The following is a 19,252-nucleotide window of genomic DNA, read 5'->3' on the forward strand; positions in this document are numbered from 1 at the left end:
CCTCAGCAAGTCCTATTTTCCCTGATCAGAAGGCACTTCTTCGTTTCCGGCCCAATCCTTGGACACCCCTAACGAAGGGGCGAGGCTAGGCGGGCAGCGCAATTGAAAGAATCGAGCTTATCGGCAATCGTACGCTGTTCACACCTTTATTCCGCCATCACTGGTAGCTTCGATTATGAGAATGCTTGCCAGTCCTCGTTGAGGTAAGCGGAACCACCTATCTGAGTGCGAATCTCCAGAAGATGCCCCTGTTGGTCGGCTTCCAGCGTAAAGGGAATGCCGAACTTTTCGTAGTTGGAGTTCGCAACAAACTCACGTCTGTGTATGGTGCGTTGCGCGATGACCGTTGCCGCTGTGGCGTCGTAGACGTCTATTGTAGCGACCGGCAAGTTGTCCGCAGTGTTGTTGTCAATCGCGAGGGAGACTACACCGACATGCTGTCCGGCTCTAATGTCTGATGTATAAGGTCCGTAACTGAGGAAGCCAGATCCGTCGTTGACATTGGCGGACCAGCCGCTCCCGTCTGGCCGTCCGATGAGGTGATATGGCAATGTTTCGGTTTGCCATACGTGTTGCGGGACGGCCGTGAAAGCCGCTCTGCGAGTTCCTCCGCCGAATCGGTAATACACCCAGGTCTGGCCACCGACGTTGACGAATGCTGGTCCGTCGTTACCGAATCCGTTGCTTGATGGCAACACTGGATTTTGTTGAAACTTCGTCCAAGGTCCGGCGGGGCTGGGTGCTGCAGCTAAACCTGTTGACCATCGCGCGGTGTCGAAGGGCTTGTCGGTGCTGCCTTCGTATACCATGTAATAAGAATTGCCCTGCTTGATAATGTCTCGCTTGCCGACTGTGCCGGCATCCCAAGTGCCCGAGAGGCCGGTGTCAAGCACGGGGTTGGCAATGGACTTAGTGAGTTTGGTCAAATCGGTGCCACTTGCGTAACCCACTCGTACGTCGTGACCATCGAACCCGTGGTAGTACAAGTACCAAACTCCATTATCTAAAACGAGGCTTGGTGTGCCGATGTTCACTCGTTCCCACCCGTGAGTGTTGTGCTCGAGGATGCGTCCGATCTTGGTGAATTTCCGCCCGTCTGTAGAGGTGGCCAACGCGACGTCGCCAGCATTATCGTGACCCGCAGCTTCGTAGACGAGGTAGAAGATGCCATCGGCATAAGCAATGCCTGGGAAGCTGGCAATCCGGTCGTCGTTGCTGCCGGCAGGGCCGTTATCCAAGACGATTCCCTGATCTGTCCAGTTGATGCCGTCGGCTGAGGTCGCTAGGCCGGTGGCAAAACTTTCACCCTTGTTTTTAACGAAGTAGGCCATGATGATTCCGTTTACCGTGACCGTGGATATGAAGTGCAGCCGAAACGCGTCCCCGATCGCATGGTCTCGGTCCGGGGCGAGAAAGGCGTCATTATAGTCGAACTCGTCGGCGACGCTGGGGTTCGTATCTGCCCGGGCAAGCGTCGGATAAAATATGAGCAGAGCTGCCACTAAAAGAATGGCCCACGCCTGCCGGAATTGAGATATTGGTGTAAGCACTGAGCATCCTTCGACGCATCGAAGCAGTAGGTCTCCTCGATGATGTCAGCTTCCGATCTTACGGTCGTCAATATTATCGTTACGGCATAGATGCCGTGCCGCGACTGTCGCCCTTCGAAAGCGCATGATATTGGCCCCCGAGCGGGGAACGGGCGGCATCCCAGCATGTGTGAACGGCTGATGGCTCAGTGAACGCCGTACCGCTCTGGCTTGAGGCGCGCAACGGCTTTGTGGAACCGGCAGTGCCGAAACCTGCAAGGGGAACGAAGCTCATCGCCGGAAAGTATCATCTTTCGGCCTTATCCGTTTTGTGGTTGCAGGATCGGCGGTGGCATCTGGGCGTCCTTGTTGGTCGATGAACAGTAGTCCGAGCTGGAGTTGCCTCATCATGCTTCAGGGTCTCGACGATCTGAGGGGTGGCGTCGGGGCACTGTTATGCCGCCTCATCGATTTGCTCGTGCACGCGGGACGATGGCGCATTCCGGAGGAGGGCGTCTATCGGGGTGAAGACAGCACAAATCAGCTCTCAACCTGAAACTTGCTCATGTCTTGCCTGCGGTGGCTGGTATGTCCGCACGGCGTTGACCGACGCTCCTAACGTGTCTTTTCCGCGTCCACTTGCGTCAAGGCGTTCAGTTCCCCGATGCTGACCGGATGCTGTCAGATGAAGCTGAGGCGGAGTTGCAGGGAATCCTCGAACGAGTCGACGCCCCGCCCGAATTGAAGACGCGGGCAGCGATAGTGCTGCTAAGAGCTAAAGGTTTGCCACGGAGAGAGATCGCTGCCCTGACTCGAACGTCGTTACCGACTGTCGACCGATGGCTGGAACGTTACGCATTTGGTGGAGCGGCATCATTGCTGACCGCAACCCCTCATCGAGTCCGTCGGCAGCGGTCGGCATGGTGACAAAGTCACAGAAATCGCACATTGGCGCACTGCTGTCTTCGGGGATGTCCCCATGTAGTCGTGGCAGCCTATCGACCCAACAGCTTCTAAAACACGCTATATACAAGCGCTGCGGTGGCGGTGGACCAAATCTACACCCGTCGCGCTGCCGACGGAGGTCGACTGGTCCGTCCGCAAGGTCGGCGAGGGCACAGTATCGGCGATATCGCGAAAGCTGCGAGAAGGTACACTCATTTTCTTCCTCAATGACGGGGTTAGCGGCCGTCGCCAGCTGACATATTCCGCATTGGTTAGCGGAAGACGATAGAACCGTGGGGTTCTCAAAAGCAGCCGGCGGAGGAAAATCAGACGCCAAGCCCAGCCACGGGGCGCACCGGTGCCGCCCAACGTCGGTGCGGCCCCGCCGGCTTCTTCCTTAACCTTCGCGATGCTGGAGCTGGCTGGCCGCGGCAGCCAGCAGCACGACCAGCCAGCTCCCAAAGACGGCCGCCCCTACTGCTGGCGAGAGCAGGCCGGGGTCGGTGCCGAGGTTCATGAATGCCTGTCCGGCATTGGACGGCAGATAGGGCGCGATCGTGTCGGACCAGTTGTCGGGCAGTAGCGACACGACGCCGGGCGCGATCAGCAGGATGGCGACCACGGTGGTGAGCGCGGCGGCGATGTTGCGTAGCAGGAAACCGAGTGCCATGCCCAGTACGCCGACGCCGGCGAGATAGCCGGCCGTGCCGAGGACCGCCCGCAACACGCCGTCGTCGGCGAGGGAGATGCCCTTGTCGCCGAGGACGGCCTGCCCGGCGAGGAAGGTTAGCAGGACCGTCGGTACCAGGGCGGCCAGCGTGACAGCGGCCAGCACGGCCACCTTGCCGACGAGGACAGGCCAGCGGCGGGGCACGGCGGTGAGCGAAAAGCGGATCATGCCGGTCGAGTACTCGCCGGCGATCAGCAGCACGCCGAGGGTGCCGATCAGCAGTTGCGCCAGGTTGACGCCGCCGAGGCTCGCGCCGAGAGGATCCAGCGACGAGGGGCCGCCGGGCGGCGCCGACGTGCCGGGCTCGACGGTGGTGCCGGCGAGGAACGCCGAGAAACCGAGGCCGAGGCCGGCGAACACGGTCACCGTCGCGGCCAGCATGATCAGCGACGACCGCAGCGACCGGAATTTGATCCACTCGGAGCGGATCACCCGGCTGAGGCCCACACGAGCGTCGGCGGGGATGCCCGCGGCCGTGATCGACGTCATCGCGATGCTTTCGTGGCGCTGCCGCTGTACTCGACGGTGTCGCGGGTCATGGACATGAACGCCTCCTCCAATGACGTTTCGGCGGTGCTGAGCTCGTACAGGGTGAGATGGGCGGCGGCGGCACGGTCGCCGATCTGCTCGGAGCTCAGGCCGGTTACCTCCAGCAGGCCGGGTTCACCGCTGGTGACCGTCACCCCGGCTCCGACCAGCAGCTCGCGCAGGGCGGCGGCCTGCGGTGAGCGGACGCGGACGGTGGCCTGGGACGCCCGGCGCGTGAACTCGGCGAGGGGGACGTCGGCGAGCAGGCGGCCGCGGCCGACGACGATGAGGTGCTGCGCCGTCTGCGCCATCTCGCTCATCAGATGGGAGGAGACGAATACCGTACGGCCTTGTGCCGCGAGGTCTTTGAGCAGGTTGCGGATCCAGCGGATGCCGTCGGGGTCCAGGCCGTTGACCGGTTCGTCGAGCATGACCACCGCCGGGTCGCCGATCAGCGCGGCGGCGATGCCGAGCCGCTGTCCCATGCCCAGGGAGAAGCCACCCGCCCGTTTCCCGGCCACGTCGCGCAGCCCGACCATGTCGATCACCTCGTCCACCCGGCGGGTGCCGATGCCGTGCGTCGCGGCCTGGGCCAGCAGATGGTTTCGGGCGGAGCGGCCGGTGTGCACCGCCCGGGCCTCCAGCAGGGCACCGATCTGGCGGATCGGATCCGAGTGGTCGGCGTACCGGCGGCCGTTCACGGTGGCGTGCCCGCCGGTCGGGGCGTCCAGCCCGAGGATCATTCGCATGGTGGTGGATTTCCCGGCGCCGTTGGGTCCCAGGAAACCGGTGACCACGCCCGGCTTGACCTGGAAGGACAGCGCATCGACGGCGTGCTTGTCGCCGTAGCGTTTGCTCAGCTCGACTACTTCGATCATGGCTACCACGGTCACCCGCGTAGCGTGCCCGCGGCGTCCACCAGCCGTGGACTTCTGCGCGTACCGCAGCGGTGGTACGCCGACCGGGCGCCTACTGCGCCGGCGGATCGGCCCGGACCAGCCCGGTCTGGTAGGCGATCACCACCAGCTGCGCGCGATCGCGGGCGCCGAGCTTGGCCATCGCCCGGTTCACGTGCGTCTTGGCGGTCAGCGGCGATACCACCAGCCGCGCGGCGATCTGCTCGTTGCTCAACCCGGCCGCCACCAGGGTGAGCACCTCCCGTTCGCGGTCGGTGAGCACCTGCAGCACTTGCGGTGTGGCGCGGGCCTCCGGCTCGGGCTCGGCGAGAAAGCGGCTGATCAACCCGCGTACGGCTTTCGGGGACAGCAGCGCGTCCCCGGCGGCGACGGTCCGGATGGCGGCGAGTAGTTCGGCCGGCTCGACGCCTTTGCCGAGGAAGCCGCTGGCGCCGGCCCTCAGCGCCTGGAAGACGTACTCGTCCTCGAAGGTGGTCAGGATCAGCACCCGAGTTCCCGCCAGTTGCGGGTCGGCGGTGATCAGCCGGGTGGCCTGCAGCCCGTCCATGTCCGGCATCCGGATGTCCATCAGGACGACGTCGGCGGCGGTGTCGCGGGCCCGGTCGACGGCCTCGCCGCCGGTCGCCGCCTCGCCCACCACGGTCAGGTCCGGCGCCGAGTCGATCAGCACCCGGAAACCGGCTCGGATCAGCGTCTGGTCATCGGCGAGCAGGACGCGTACGGTCATCGCGGCCTCGTGTCCGTGGCGCGGGCGGGTAGTTCGGCGCGGACCTCGAAGCCGCCTTCCGGCCGCGGGCCGGCGTGGAACGCTCCGCCTACCGACTCGGCACGTTCCCGCATGCCGATCAGGCCGAGGCCGGCCCCCGGCGCGGCCGGGGTCGCGGACGCCGTGCGACCGTCGTCGTACACCTCGATGGTCACCCCTTCCTCGTGGTAGGTCAGGCGAACCGTGACCGCCGCGCCGTTCGCGTGCCGGCAGGCGTTGGTCAGGGACTCCTGCACGATCCGGTACGCCGCCACGTCGACCGCGCCCGGCAACGCCCGGGGTTGCCCGGCGGTCGTCCACCGGATCGGCTGGGTGGCGGCGAAGCTGTCGATGAGGCTCTCGAGCCGGCTAAGGCTCGGCGCCGGCTCGGTGGGTGGATCCGGCGCGTCGTCGCGGCGCAGCACTCCCAGCAGCGTGGCCAGTTCCTCGAGCGCGGTCCGGGCGGCGGCCCGGACATGCCCCAGAGCGTCTTCCGCGGCGCCCGGCCGCTCCCGCAGCACGTGGCCGGCCACTCCGGCCTGCACGTTGATCACCGCTATCTGGTGTGCCACCACGTCGTGCAGCTCACGCGCGATGCGCAGACGCTCCTCCGCGACCCGGCGGCGAGCCTCCTGCTCACGAGTCCGTTCCGCCCGCTCGGCCCGCTCCTCCAGCACCGCGATGTACGCACGCCGGGTGCGCACCGCGCTGCCGGCCGCCACGGCCAGCCCGAACCACAGCAACAGGACCACGATCGCCGGATCCAGCCAGCCGATGCCGAGCGCGACCACGGCACACACCCCGAGAGCTAGGGCACTGGCCGTACCCACCGCGACGGCCGTCCGCCGCGGGGTCCGGGTCGCTACCGTGTACGCGGCGACGCCGACGGTGAGCACGAAGAACCCGCGTGACTGCTGGGTCAGCAGCGCGGCGGCCGCGGCGGCACTCACCACTGCGAGAACGGGCAGCGGGTAGCGGCGCCGCAGGACCAACGCGCCGGCTCCGGCCCCGGACAGCAAGACAGTGCCCACCGTCAGAGGCGCCGCCGCCTGTGTTTCTGGCGGATGTATCGGCAGCAGACTTGCCGCGAACAACACCGCGGCCAGCACGGCATCTGCGGCTGTCGGATGCACGCGGACGGTCCGCCGCAACCGTTCAAGGCGTCCCACCTCGTCGAAGGTACGCCAACGTCCAGTGGGTCGGCCCAGCGATGGATGGCTGCGCCTCAGCGGCATGCGCAGCCTCGGCCCGCCCTGGCTCCTCGCGTGGCAGCAATACGGCCGGCTGAGTGTGGTTTGGGTTCACGGACGCTCGGATCACCGCGGGTGCGGCATGTGCCGACTCGGTGACCGCCGTACCCGGCGCCGCTACCCGCACCGCCGGAGCGGCCGGACGACACTGCGGTTGTTCGCTGCCCGGCCACGCCTTAATGCAGGATCCTGATGCAGGGTCCTGGCGTGACAAGCTCTCTCGCGGTTGTCCGCGATCCTGTGGATGCCCTGTCGTTATTCTCCAGAGGTCGCGCTGCCGCGACGGCGAGCCTTCCCCCACCGCTGCCTCGAGCATCGTTGTGCCCGATATCGGCCGGGCGAGCCTGAGCGCACGGCAAAGCTGGGAGATCAACGAGTACGGGCGCAGGGGGCTGAGACCGGCAGTACTGAGGGTCATCGGTCCGCGCCTTCATGGTGAGGTTCGCACGTCACGGGATCAGTCAGCCGTGTGCCAAGGGCGCTTTACGATCCATCGGCGGCCAGAGCCAAGGGCACATCGGCGGACTGACGGTTGGTACCCGGCGCTCCGCGGTCTGCCCGTTGTTGCGGCGCCGATGCGCCGACGGCTAAGGGGCCGCTGGGGCCGACCGCTCCGATCGGCGGTGACACGTGAGCGGTTCGGTAGCGGCGCGCCGCGCGACGGCCGACGCCTGTATTGTCGTCGGCCCGCCCGACCGCTCGTGCCAGGTCGGCGCCCGAAGGGTGCCTGCCGTCGGCGACGGCCTGCAGCCAGGCCCGATACATCGCCGCGTCGTCGTCGTTGGTCGGGTGGTAGGCGGTGCTGTCACCGCTCACCGCCGGCGTGCGGGGCGCCTCGACGCGGCGACCGTCGCCGCGTCGGTTTGTCGTCGCCGACCGCTGCGGCGAGGCCGGTGTGGAGGCCGCCGCCGGCGAGCTGGAAGAGGTGCGGTGTGCCGTTGTGCCGTTCGTCGGCGGTGCGCTCGCCGCGGCCCGATCAGCCGAGCGCGCATCCGGTGCCGGTATCGGGGACGCGGCGGCTCGGCTGCCCAGCTCGACGAGGCAGACACTGGCGACGACGACCAGCCCGTCCACCGACAGCGGCAGCAGGTAGGCGGAGGCGCCGGTTTCGCCGTAGCGGGCGGCGACGCCGGCCATGTGCCAGTACGACACCCAGGCGGCGATGCCGGCGATGATGGCGGTGGCGCCGATGCGGACTGCGGCCAGGCTGCGCCGGTAGACGGGGATCCTTGAGATCAGCTCGACGGTGAGCAGCAGCGCGATCGGTGGCCAGCCGGCGATCGCCTGGCTGACCGGGTTGGTGCGGGCGTGCAGGACGTTGGCGGTGACGGAGGCGGCCACCCCCAGCGCCAGCACGGCCCGAACGCCCCAGCGCAGCTGGGTCAGCCGGCCGGTGGTGATCATCGGGTTCGTCCGTGGTCGGCGGATGGGGCGAGCCGGGCTGCGAGTGTGACGGTCGCCTCCGACGGCTGCTCATCGATGTTGTGCAGGGCGGCGCGTAGCTGCTCCAGCACACCGGGCACCGCAGCGGAGGAGTTCGCTGCCGCGAGGGCACGCATGAGGCGCTGGGCGAGTTCCTCGTCGGCCGGGTCGAGGGCGGCGGCCGCCGCGAGCAGGTCCGCCGCGGCGGCCGGGTCGTCGCGGCCGACGAGCTGGGCCAGCTCTACCCGCACGCGGATGCGGTCGCGGCGCAGCTGTTCGCGGACGGAATCGACCCACTCGTAGCGGTAGCCGTCGGCGAGCGGGGCGGTGCCGCTGTCACAGGCCTGCTGCAGCAGCGCCGGCCTAGCGGCGGTGTCGGCGTGCTGCAGGCGTCGGAGGATGTCGATGAACCGCCAGAGGTCGATGTCGAGCAGGTCAGGGTCGAGGTGGTAGCGACCGCCGGTGTTGACCACCGGCTGGATGCTGCGGTTGTCGGCGGCCTGACGGAGGTGGCGGCGCAGGTCAGCGACTTCGGTGGATAGCCGCTGGGCGGCGCGGCGCATGGTCGCGTTCGGCCAGAACGCTTCCATGATGTCGGGCAGGTTGGCGCCGCCGCGGTGAACGGCCAGATAAACCAGCAGTTCCCTGGCGTGATGCCGCAATCCGGTGATTGCCGATCCGTCGTATTGGAAGATCGTGGGCGGGCCGAACAGATGGACCGGCACCGGGCTGGACGCGACCGGTGTGGGTTCGTCGGCAGGAGCGGCGGCAGGCGGCGGGTGGGCGATGGGAGCGCTGCCGGCGAGCCGGACGGGCCGGTGGGAAGGCTCCGAGGTCACGGTCCCGGCAGCTGCCGCGACGTGCGAATCCGCGAACGCGGCGACGGCTGGATCGTCGGTGGCGGCCAGCAGCTGCCGGGCGGCTGTCATGTCGAGAACGTCGAGCCGCCCGGCGGCAGTGTGGCCGTCGCGGTCGATGGTGATGGTACGGGCGGGCCAGTCACCGAGCAGAACGGCGGTGATGCCTACCGGGCTGCCCTGCAGCAGTATCTGCTGCAGCTGGTCGCGCAGGTGCACAGGCGGTGCGTCGGCGAGCAGCAGGATGGGCGGCAGCGCCGGGTGGTCCGGGTCCGTGTCGCGCAGCTGGGCCAGCTCGGCGATGTCGTGGTCGAGCAGGACGCGGTGCCGCTCGAGCAGCGCGGTGTCCAGCACCCGGATCGCCTCCGGCAGGTCGGCGGTGATCTGCATCCGCAGCCTCCTGCCGGTGGGGATCTCCCCTATGGCGGCGGTCAGCCACGGGGCGGGCACGACGATCAGGGGGGCGCGATTCGGGTCATCGTCGGGCGCCGTCAGCGCGGTCACGAGCACGGCCCGTGCAGCGTCAAAAGCTCCCGGCCCGATCAGGCCGCGACCGCCGGCACCGGCATCGCGCGCGGCAGCCAAGCCGGGCTGGCTGGTCACCGAAGGGTCTGCGGTCGGCGGTGGTGTTGCCGGTCGGGCCGTACGCATGCGCCGCTCACCCTCTGGCATGACGGGTCGCCGCCGCGCGGCGTCCGCGTCGGTCGTTCCCCTCTCGGTGTGCTGCCGTCGGCGCAGCCACACGGCGGCGCCGATGCCGGCCAACGCTGCCGTCAGCGGTAGCGGCAGCCAGCCTCCGAGCGGTCCGGTGTTGTCGCCGTGACGAGCGGAGGGCGGCGAGCGATGCCCCGCCGGCGCGGAGCCGACGGCGGTAGCGCTGGGGGAGCGCTGCGGGACCGGTGCGGAGCTGTCGCTGCATTCGGCTGACGCTGCGGGGGTCGCTGCCGGTGCGCCGGCAGACGGCGTCCCGGTCTGTGCAGCCGCGGTCGAGCCTGCGGGTGCAGCGCCGTGAGCGTTGTTGCCCGGCCGGGCATGGCCGGGACCTGCGGGTAGGGTAAGCCGCCACCCCGGGTAAATCAGGTCAGGGTCGGTTAGTGTGCCGCCCACGCCAGCAAAGTGCCGGTGACGGTTGAGCTGGAAGATCTCCGGCCAGCGGGCGGTGTCACCGAGCTGGTGGGCAGCGATGGCGGACAGCGTGTCGCCGGGCAGGACCACGACGGTGCGCTCGGCCCGATCGTGCGCGTTCTGGTCCGGTATGGCACCGCTGACGGGACGCTGAGCGTCAATCCCCGTGGCGGCGGCATCGGCCGGTGCGGCGTGCGCGGCGGCCCCGGCTGCGGCCGTTCCTGCGGCGGCGACGGTCGCGGCGCCGACGAGCGTGGCCGCCAGCCCTGGCGCCGGTGCCGGCAAGTACTGCCGCAAACCTCGCCAGCGCCATCGGCGGACGCGTGCCGCGGCCACGGCCAGCACGACCAGTGTGACCGTTGCCCACAGCAGCCATGCGAAGGTGCGGGCGGTCGCTGCCGCATAACGGGGGTCGAATGGCGCGTCCATCCAAGCCTGCACCGCGTCGGCGGGGGGCAGCCGCCGCGGCAGGGGATTGCCGGTGATCGAGGTCAACGCGACTGGCCCGCCGGCCAGCCAGCAGCAGAGCAGAACACCGGCCCGGACTGCCGCGACCCATCTGATCATCTGGTGCTGCCTCCGTCCGTTCCGGCTCGATCTGCCGGTACCGCGAGCGTGTCGAGGCTGCCGACGCTAGGCCTGTCACCGCCACGCCGCCGCAAACAGCTGCTCACACATCACTCACAGCCACTCACACACCGCAGAGCGGAACGGTCGTCTACTCAGAACGAAAGTTGTCCAGCGGGTCGTGACGGATCGCGGGCGCTCTGCTCCACTGGCCGCCATGCATCCCCGGATAGCGATCGCCTATGGTGCCGCGTACACCCGTGCTGTGCTTGTGCAGGCCGACGGGGCCTGGCGAACGCTGACCTTCCCCGGCGGCCCGCTCTCCAGCGCCGTGCATGTCAGCGGCGCGGGGATAACGGTCGGCGCCCAGGCGTGGGCCATGGCTGGCCGCGACCCTGACGGGTTCGTCGTCTCGCCGCTGCGCTTGGGCACCGGCGAGATCACCGTCGGCGGCCGGCAGGTGGAGGTCGCCGATCTGGTCGCGGCGACCTTGCGTCACGTCATGGAGCATGCCGCCGGGCAGGCGGGGCAGCCGCCGGCCGACGTCCGGATGGCGGTGCCCGCCGGCTGGGGCCCCCGCCGGCGCACCTGGCTGCGGCATGCGGCCCACCGAGCCGGCCTGCCGGCACCGCAGCTGATCGAGGCTCCGGTCGCCGCCGCCCGGCTGCTGGCAGATCCGGGGAGTATCGAACGGCCGGTGCTGGTCGTCGACGTCGGCGCGGGATGCGAGGTGACCGTCGTGGCCGCCGGGCCCTCCGGGCCGGAGGTGGTGGCCACCCTCGCCGACGCGAAAGCCGGCGGTGACCAGGTCGATGCGGCGCTGGCCGCCGTCGTGCTCACCGGTGAGCTCGACGCGGTCCCGCCGGCGCAACGGTGGCCCCTGCTGGCGGTGCTGCGTGCCGCCAAGCGCAGCCTGGCCGATCAGCCGGCGGTAACCGTCGTGCTGCCCGGTACCTCCGTGCCTCGGGTGGTCGACGCCACCGAGCTCGCCCGCGTCGCCCATCCGGTCCTGGACCACATCGCTGATCTGGCGAAGCAGGTGGTGGGCAACGCTGACCTCAGCGTCGAGCAAGTCGGCGCCGTGCACCTGATCGGCGCCAGCGCCGCCCTTCCCGAGACTACCGCGATGCTCAGCGCGAAGCTCGGCGTCAAGGCCCGTCTGGCGAGCCCGCCGGAGTCGGCTGCCGTGCTCGGGGCCATCGAGGTGCACTCGAACGCCCCGGCAGCCCGCGGACGCAATGCGGTAGCGGCGGCGATGCCACCGTTACGGCGCCTGGCGGCGCTCAGTCTGTCCGGCCTGTTCTCCCTGATCCTGTATGCGCATTTCGTGTTCAGCGCCGAGTTCAACAACGGCCACCCCGACCGGCTGGGGCCCGGCTACTATGTGCTGGCCAGCTGGGGTGAACTTGTTATCGCTGCGGTGCTCGCCGCGATCACCTTCCTGCAGTCCAGCGCCGTCATCGCCGCCCTGCTGCACCAGCAGCCGGACCTGCGTTCGCGCGGCACCCCGGAGGGCCAGATCACCGCCGGTCTGCTGCTGGCCGCCGCCGCCGGACCCGCCGTTGCCGCCCTCTACGCCATCACCGCCGCAGTGTACTTCGCGTATCCGATCGGGGCACTGCTGCGCTGGACCCTGCTGCCGGTGGTCCCCATCGCCACCGTCACCGCGGTGATCGCCGTGCTCGCCTGGCGCCGGTCGGCCGCCGCGCAGCCAGACTGGGACGCCTTCCTCGCGTTTCCGGTCACCGCCGTGGTCGCCGTGAGCATGGGCATCGCCGCCCTCAGCTTCTGGTGGCACGGCGGTCTGCCCGCCTGGGCGGCTGGGTGGAGCGGACCGTGCGGCTTCTGTGGCGGTCTGCTGCTGGGCGCGGCGATCGCCTGTACCCTGGCCCGCCACCTCGGTGTCCGCGTGCTGCTGGCACTCGTGCTGAGCTTCTTCACTGTGATCATCTCGCGGTCCGGGCCCAGCATCTGCGCCGTCCTGTTCGCTGTCGCCGTTACGTACTGGGTGGCGCAGCGAGCCTCGCTGCTCCTGCGCGCCCACGCCGACCCGCTGCCGGCCTGAATCGGCGGTGATGACAGTGAACGCCATGCGCCGGCTGGCCGTCGCGGGGATCGCCCTCGCCGTGATCACCGGCCCGCCGGTGCTGGCCGCTGCCTGCTGGGCGCACTTTCAGTGGCGCCGGCCGAGCGGGGCAGACATCCGGGCGTGGATGCAGCCGCCGCTGACCGCCGAGATGATCCTTGCCGGATGCGGCATCGTCGCCGTCCTCGGCTGGCTGTTCGTCGTCTACCTACTGATGATCCGGGCTCGCCAGCGGGTCCGTGCCTGGTGGCACCGAGTACGGCGCCTGCCACTGCCGACCCCGGCCCAGGTGACCGCCGGATCGCTGGCCGGCATGGCCGCCCTCACCTTGCCCGGCATCACCGCCGAAGCCACCGCCGCGCCGGCCGCGCCGCAGGCCGCCGACCTAGAGCAGGCCGACGATCCCGCCTGCTCACCGACCGGTATCGACCTGCCCGGCGGCACCTGGATCCCCCCGTCGGCGGCGCTCGCGGTCGCTGCGACTACCTCCCTGATCTGGCTGCACCGTCGGCGGCACTACCACCCTGCGCCGCCGCAACCGCGGCCGGGGCGCGACCAGGACCTGCCGACGCTGCCGGCAACAGTGCAGGCGATCCTCGCGCGGACGGCTCCCGGGCAGCACACCGAACCCGCCGCGCTGCTCAACCCGCTCCCGGCCGGCGTGGTGACGCTGAGCGGGCCGGGCGCAGAGTCCGCCGCCCGAGGCCTGATCGCCGTCGCCGCCCTGTCTGCAGTCACCGCCGGTCACCGCCGGCTGCACCTTAGGCCTGCCGACGCCGCGCGCATCCTGCCCGGCGCCGACCCGGACACCGCCATCGCCGGTGCCCGCATCGATGATCAGCCGCCTGCCGTGGGGGAGACCAGCCTGAGCCTGCAACCCGGGACGCACGCCACCATCACCTGGCACGTAGCCATCGATGGCCTCACCACCGGCACCGGCATCAGCGCTCCCCGGCGCCTGTGCGTCCTGGACCTGCAAGCCGCCCTGGACCTGATCACCCTCGCCGGTCTGGCCCACCACATGGGCCCGAACATGCCCGCTGATCAGAGCGATACCCCATCCGCACCGCCGGTCGAGTCACCCGGCGCGTCCGGCCAGCTGCGCCTGATCGGCGGCTGCGACCTTGCCATAGCCGGCACACCTATCCGTCTGCACCGGCGGGCCGGGCTGCAGATCCTTGCCTACCTTGGCGTCCACGACCGCGGCGCCACTCGCACGGACCTGATCACCGCATGCTGGCCAGGCATCCCGCCGGCCACCATCACTCAACGGCTGCACACCACGCTCGCCGATCTCCGCAAACAGCTCCGGCCGCTGCTTGGGGCCGACCCCGTTCTTCACCCGGACGATCATTATCATCTCAACACCGACGTCATCGGCACCGACCTGCAGCCGTGGCGCCGCGCCGTGCACGCCGCCCGTCACGCCAGCACGGCGACGGACCGCCGTGAGGCGTGCCGCACCGTCATCCGCCTCTACGCGGGGGACATCGCCGAACGGCACCAGTGGCCGTGGGTGCTGACGTGGCGCGAGGTGGCACGCCGGGACGCCCTCGACGCCTACATCGCCCTGATCGACGCCGCTGAGCCGCGTCAGCGAGCTGCCCTGCTGCAGCGCGCACTGGCCGTGGACCCGGACAACGAGGACCTTCGTCGCCGTGCCAGCCGGCGCGAATGAGCGTCCCGAACGCAGCGAAAAGGGCCAGGCGACGGACTGAACACGGGCGTCACCAGCTGGTCAAAGGCAGCGGCCCCGTCGGATCTGAACCTGGCAACGGCCGACAGCGGCCACGAGTGCGCTGGCCGGCCGAGGTCACGAACGCATCCGCCGGCCGGCGAAGCCTCCGGCTGGCCGGCTGGCCGTCAGCGGCCCAGCATCATCAGCGCTGCCGTCTCCGGCGACAGCGCAGTCCGGCTGCAGGTGCCAACCGGCTGCGAGCCGCACGCGGCAAATACCCGCACACGTCAAGCGTCCGGCATTGGTCACCCCGCGAGCCGTCAATTGTCGCCAGCAGCCCCACCTGCCGGGATCGCCGGACAGCACCTCATCTGCCGGTTTGTCGAGGACCGGATCGCCGGCCGCCACGCGCCCGCCCCGAGCTGCCCGATCGGGTCCGCTGCTGATCGGCCGGACCGTCGACGGCACCAGGGCTGGAAAAAGACACCGCGGGCGCGGCTGGCCGGGACGACACGGATGGCGGCCATTGCGACGCCGCGATCTGCGCACCGGTGACTGGCAGCGGGGGCGAGATTTGATCGAGCAGGCGCTGCGCTACGGCGGCGTCGATCTCCAGGTCGGCGCTTATGCGGACATCGGCGGCGGTGGCCAGGTCCACGACGTCGTCGCTGGTGAACGTGTCGGCCCCGAGTGTGCTCAGCCGCCGGGCAAACTCCTGCATGTTGATCATCTGCAGCCCCATTCGGTGTGTTCCAGACTCACCGTGACCTCCGCGTCGGCCGGATCGGTCCGACCATGTGCCGACGGCGAGGACCGCGCGAGTCGCGGTTGCGCGCTCACAGGCGAGCTTAGGCGGAAGCTCGCCAGACGATCGGCGTCGGGAGCATGACTCCGCCACGCTCGACCTCCTCGCCGCGGATCTGGCGCATCACCATGTCGGCGCTGCGTGCTCCGATGTCTGCCGCCGGCTGATGCACCGTCGACAGATGCGGACGGGTGCGCGTAGCCCACGAGCTGTCGTCGAAGCCGACCACGCCGACGTCGCCGGGCACGGTCCGCCCGGCGGAGCGCAGCGCCTCGATGGCGCCGGCCGCGACCGCGTCCGATGCCGCGAAGACACCGTCGAGCTCCGGCGTCCGCTCGAGCAGCCGGTTCATGCCTTCAGCGCCGTGCGAGAAGTCGTACAGCGGCACCTCGGCCACCAGGCCGGGGTCGAAGCGGGAGCCCAGCGCCTCCCGGAACCCGGTCAGCCGGTCGGCTCCGGAGTCGCGGTCCACCGCCGCGGCGATCATGCCGATCCGCCGCCGGCCGGTGGCCATCAACCGCTCCGTGATGGCGCGGGAGGAGGCGACGTTGTCGATGCCCACGAACGGAATCTGCGCGTAGAGATCGGAAGGGTGGCCGATGAAGACCGCCGGCAGCGCCACGTCCGCGATGACCTTGATGATCGGGTCGTGCGCCCGCGCCGACACGATGATCGCGCCGTCGACGAAACCGCTGCTCAGATATCGGGTGATGCGCGCGGTGTCGCGGTCGGAGTCGACCACCAGATTGACCATCTGATAGTCCGCGGCCGACAACGTGCGGTTCGCCCCCAGCATCAGGCCGCCGATGTTCGGGTCCTCGAGGAACAACATGTGCGGCTCGAGAACGATGAAGCCGACCGCCTGGGACCGCTGCATCACCAGGTTGCGCGCCGCCGTGTTGGGCACGTAGCCGACCCGCTTGATCGCCGCCTCGATGGCCGAGCGCGCCTGGGGTGAGACGTAGCCGCCGTTGATCACGCGGCTCACGGTGCCCCGCGAGACCCCGGCCGCCGCCGCCACGTCATGCACGGTGGCTCGGCGGGCCGAGCGTCGAGGGGTCGTCACGGGAAACACTTTAGTCACGGCTATTGACCGCTCCGCCAGGACCAACCTAATGTGTGCACGTTCACAGATCGGTAACCGCAACGTTCGCACAGCGAAACCTGTGCACGTGCACAGGTCGAAGGGAGCCGACTCGGATGAGGCCTTTGCCGATCCCCGGTATCGCGCTCGGGTGCGACTACAACCCCGAGCAGTGGTCGCCGGACGTGTGGCGCGAGGACGTCACGTTGATGCGGTCCCTCGGCGTCGACCTGGTCGCCATCAATGTGTTCGGCTGGTCCGAGGTCGAGCCGCGGCCCGGGGAGTACGACTTCAAGCGGCTCGACAGCGTCATCGAGCTGCTTCACCAGCACGAGATCCGGATCAATCTCGGCACCGCCACCGCGTCGCCGCCGCCGTGGCTGACCGCCCGGCATCCCGAGGTGTTGCCGGTCGCCGCCGACGGCACGACGCGCCACCCGGGCGGACGGCAGGCGTACTGCCCGAGCTCGCCGATCTTCCGGGAGCGGTCGCTCGCGCTGGTCGAGCAGATCGCGCAGCGGTACGGCCGGCATCCCGCCGTCGCGCTCTGGCACGTCTCCAACGAGCTGGGCTGCCACAACGCGCTCTGCTACTGCCCGGCCTCGGCCGAGGCCTTCCGGGGGTGGCTGCGGGACCGGTACGGCACCATCGCCGCGCTCAACGAGGCCTGGGGCACCGCGTTCTGGAGTCAGCGTTACGGCGACTGGACCGAGGTCGGGCCACCGCTCGCCGTGCTGTCGCTGCGTAACCCGGCGCAGGCGCTGGACTTCCAGCGGTTCAGCTCCGACCAGGTCCTCGAGCAGTACCGCAGTGAGGTGGCGGTGCTGCGGGCGTACACCGATGTGCCGATCACCACCAACCTGATGGTCACCGCGCACATCCGCAACCTGAACTACTGGTCGTGGGCGCCGCACCTGGACGTCGTCGCCAACGACCACTACCTGGACCACCGGCTCGCCGACCCGGCCGCCGAGCTGTCCTTCGCCGCGGACCTCACCCGCGGGCTGGCCTCGGGTCGTTCGTGGATGCTCATGGAGCAGGCGGCCGGCGCCGTGAACTGGCAGCCGCACAATCTCGCTAAGGACCCTGGGGAGCTGCTTCGGAACACCCTCGCCCACGTGGCCCGGGGCGCCGACGCGATCTGCTTCTTCCAGTGGCGGGCCTCCGCCCAGGGAGCCGAGAAGTTCCACTCGGCGCTCCTGCCGCACGCCGGCACGGACACCACCGCGTGGCGGGAGGCGATGGAGCTGTCGGCCGTGCTCGACCGGATCGGCGAGGTCGCGGGCACGACGGTCGAGGCGGACACCGCCGTCCTGTTCAGCTGGGAGAGCTGGTGGGCGGCCGAGGGCGACGGGCGTCCCTCGGAGGCCGTCCACTACCTGGACCAGGTGCATCACTCGTACCGGGCGCTGCGCGAGCTGGGCATCACCGCCGACGTGGTCGCGCCGGAGGCCGACCTGACGCGGTACCGCCTGGTCGTGATCCCGTGCCACTACCTGGTGACCGACGCTCAGGCGGCGGCGGTCCGGCGGTACGTCGAGGGCGGCGGCCACGTCGTGGTGACGTTCTTCAGCGGCATCGCCGACGAGCACGACCGCATCCGCCTGGGCGGCTATCCGGGGGCGTTCCGCGACGTGCTCGGCATCGTCGGGGAGGAGCTGCGGCCGCTGCTGCCGGACGCGGCCGTGGCACTCGACGATGGCGACCACGGCCGGCTCTGGACCGAGCGGCTGCGCGCGGCCGGCGCGGACGTGGTGCGGCGCTTCGCCGACGGCCCGCTGGCCGGTGGGCCCGCGGTCACCCGCAACCGGTACGGCTCGGGCCTGGCCTGGTACGTGGCTACCCAGCTCACGCCGGACGGCATGCGACGCCTCGTCGGCGATGCCGCGGACCGCGCGGGGGTGCGTCCCGTCGCACCGGAGAACGACGGAACCCTCGAGGCGGTACGCCGCCGCGACGGCCGGCGTAGCTACCTGTTCGTCATCAACCACGGCCCGCACGAAGCGGAGCTCGCCGCCCACGGACAGGACCTGCTGACCGGCGAGCCGGTCACCGGCCGCCTGCGGGTTCGTGGCGGCGGCGTACGCGTGCTGCGAGAGGAACCCACGCCATGAGCCAGACGCGCCGGTACGGGCCGGCACTGCTGTTCTTCCTGACCCCCTTCGTCGCACTGTTCACGGTCTTCTACCTGTTGCCCATCGGATACGCGGTGGTCCAGTCGCTGTACACCGTCCGGCGCACCGGCACCTTCGGCCCGGCCCGCGACGTCTTCGGCGGGCTGGTGCAGTACCAGCGGGTGTTCCAGGATTCGCCGTTCTGGCATTCGGTCGCCCGCGTGCTGCTCTTCGGGGTGGTGCAGGTTCCGGTGATGCTGGGCGTCGCCCTGATCCTGGCGCTGCTGCTGGACTCCGGGCTGGTGCGCGGCAAGCGCTTCTTCCGGCTGGCGTTCTTCCTGCCGTACGCCGTGCCGGGCGTGGTCGCCGCGATCATGTGGGGCTACCTCTACTCGCCCAACCTGTCGCCGTTCACGGCGGTGACCGCGCATCTCGACCTGCTGTCGGCCGACCTCGTGCTGTGGGCCATGGCCAACGTCGTGACCTGGGTCTACGTCGGCTACAACATGCTGATCATCTATTCGGCGCTGCTCGCGGTGCCGACCGACATCTACGAGGCGGCCCGGATCGACGGCGCCGGCCAGTGGCGGATCGCCTGGTCCATCAAGATCCCGCTGGTCATGCCGGCGATCGTGCTGACCACGGTGTTCTCCATCATCGGCACGCTGCAGCTGCTGGCCGAGCCGCAGGTCTTCCGCAGCTTCAGCTCGGCGGTCTCCAGCACGTACACACCCAACCTGACCGTCTACTCGGTCTCCTCGGTGCCGAACTTCCACCTCGCCGCCGCCTTCTCCGTGGTGCTGGCGCTGGCCACCTTCGTCCTGTCGTTCTCGTTCCTGAAGTTCACCCAGCGGCGAGGTGCACAGTGAG

Annotated in this window: 14 protein-coding genes; 5 read left to right on the forward strand and 9 right to left on the reverse strand. The window is 69.5% G+C overall.

Annotated features, from left to right (window positions below; all coding sequences use genetic code 11):
- Positions 1–173 precede the first annotated feature (173 nt).
- Positions 174–1,550, reverse strand: coding sequence for a hypothetical protein (locus tag ACQP2F_RS14850; protein ID WP_433304377.1), 1,377 nt, complete (start codon positions 1,548–1,550; stop codon positions 174–176).
- A 654-nt stretch (positions 1,551–2,204) separates the two neighbouring features.
- Between ACQP2F_RS14850 and ACQP2F_RS14855 the strand changes: the two genes are divergently transcribed.
- Positions 2,205–2,456 carry a helix-turn-helix domain-containing protein gene (locus tag ACQP2F_RS14855; protein WP_433304379.1) on the forward strand — a complete coding sequence of 84 codons (252 nt, stop codon included), beginning with the start codon at positions 2,205–2,207 and terminating at the stop codon, positions 2,454–2,456.
- A gap of 415 nt (positions 2,457–2,871) precedes the next feature.
- On the opposite strand, the gene ACQP2F_RS14860 is transcribed toward ACQP2F_RS14855, so the two are convergent.
- The 6 genes from ACQP2F_RS14860 to ACQP2F_RS14885 all read right to left on the reverse strand — a co-directional run bounded on the left by ACQP2F_RS14860 (position 2,872) and on the right by ACQP2F_RS14885 (position 10,615).
- On the reverse strand, positions 2,872–3,693 hold the full coding sequence (locus tag ACQP2F_RS14860) for an ABC transporter permease (RefSeq protein WP_433304381.1): 822 nt from the start codon (positions 3,691–3,693) through the stop codon (positions 2,872–2,874).
- The gene (locus ACQP2F_RS14865; RefSeq protein ID WP_433304383.1) at positions 3,690–4,610 is read right to left on the reverse strand and encodes an ATP-binding cassette domain-containing protein; all 921 of its coding nucleotides are present in this window, start codon (positions 4,608–4,610) and stop codon (positions 3,690–3,692) included. Before ACQP2F_RS14865 ends, ACQP2F_RS14860 begins: the two co-directional genes overlap by 4 nt.
- Before the next feature lie 91 nt (positions 4,611–4,701).
- Positions 4,702–5,376 carry a response regulator gene (locus ACQP2F_RS14870; RefSeq protein WP_433304385.1) on the reverse strand — a complete coding sequence of 225 codons (675 nt, stop codon included), beginning with the start codon at positions 5,374–5,376 and terminating at the stop codon, positions 4,702–4,704.
- A complete protein-coding gene (locus tag ACQP2F_RS14875) occupies positions 5,373–6,629 on the reverse strand; it encodes a sensor histidine kinase (RefSeq protein ID WP_433304387.1) in 1,257 nt (418 codons plus the stop codon). The genes ACQP2F_RS14870 and ACQP2F_RS14875 overlap by 4 nt, the downstream gene beginning before the upstream one ends.
- Positions 6,630–7,127: 498 nt before the next feature.
- Positions 7,128–8,048 carry a DUF2637 domain-containing protein gene (locus tag ACQP2F_RS14880; protein WP_433304389.1) on the reverse strand — a complete coding sequence of 307 codons (921 nt, stop codon included), beginning with the start codon at positions 8,046–8,048 and terminating at the stop codon, positions 7,128–7,130.
- Positions 8,045–10,615 carry a BTAD domain-containing putative transcriptional regulator gene (locus tag ACQP2F_RS14885; RefSeq protein WP_433304391.1) on the reverse strand — a complete coding sequence of 857 codons (2,571 nt, stop codon included), beginning with the start codon at positions 10,613–10,615 and terminating at the stop codon, positions 8,045–8,047. The genes ACQP2F_RS14880 and ACQP2F_RS14885 overlap by 4 nt, the downstream gene beginning before the upstream one ends.
- A 265-nt stretch (positions 10,616–10,880) precedes the next feature.
- Between ACQP2F_RS14885 and ACQP2F_RS14890 the strand changes: the two genes are divergently transcribed.
- Positions 10,881–12,680: an Hsp70 family protein gene (locus ACQP2F_RS14890; protein ID WP_433304392.1), complete on the forward strand. Its 1,800-nt coding sequence runs from the start codon at positions 10,881–10,883 to the stop codon at positions 12,678–12,680.
- A 61-nt stretch (positions 12,681–12,741) separates the two neighbouring features.
- Positions 12,742–14,379, forward strand: coding sequence for an AfsR/SARP family transcriptional regulator (locus ACQP2F_RS14895; protein ID WP_433304394.1), 1,638 nt, complete (start codon positions 12,742–12,744; stop codon positions 14,377–14,379).
- A gap of 367 nt (positions 14,380–14,746) precedes the next feature.
- On the opposite strand, the gene ACQP2F_RS14900 is transcribed toward ACQP2F_RS14895, so the two are convergent.
- Positions 14,747–15,109, reverse strand: a complete 363-nt coding sequence (locus ACQP2F_RS14900; protein ID WP_433304396.1) for a hypothetical protein — start codon at positions 15,107–15,109, stop codon at positions 14,747–14,749.
- 118 nt (positions 15,110–15,227) lie between these two features.
- Positions 15,228–16,250 (reverse strand): LacI family DNA-binding transcriptional regulator, encoded by a 1,023-nt coding sequence (locus tag ACQP2F_RS14905; RefSeq protein ID WP_433304398.1) that lies wholly within the window; start codon positions 16,248–16,250, stop codon positions 15,228–15,230.
- A 134-nt stretch (positions 16,251–16,384) separates the two neighbouring features.
- On the opposite strand from ACQP2F_RS14905, the gene ACQP2F_RS14910 reads away from it, so the two are divergent.
- Both ACQP2F_RS14910 and ACQP2F_RS14915 read left to right on the forward strand, forming a co-directional pair.
- Positions 16,385–18,382 carry a beta-galactosidase gene (locus tag ACQP2F_RS14910; RefSeq protein WP_433304400.1) on the forward strand — a complete coding sequence of 666 codons (1,998 nt, stop codon included), beginning with the start codon at positions 16,385–16,387 and terminating at the stop codon, positions 18,380–18,382.
- Positions 18,379–19,251, forward strand: a complete 873-nt coding sequence (locus tag ACQP2F_RS14915) for a carbohydrate ABC transporter permease (RefSeq protein WP_433304402.1) — start codon at positions 18,379–18,381, stop codon at positions 19,249–19,251. Before ACQP2F_RS14910 ends, ACQP2F_RS14915 begins: the two co-directional genes overlap by 4 nt.
- Position 19,252 lies beyond the last annotated feature (1 nt).

The organism is Actinoplanes sp. CA-030573 (assembly GCF_050951115.1).
Classification (GTDB): Bacteria; Actinomycetota; Actinomycetes; order Mycobacteriales; family Micromonosporaceae; genus Actinoplanes.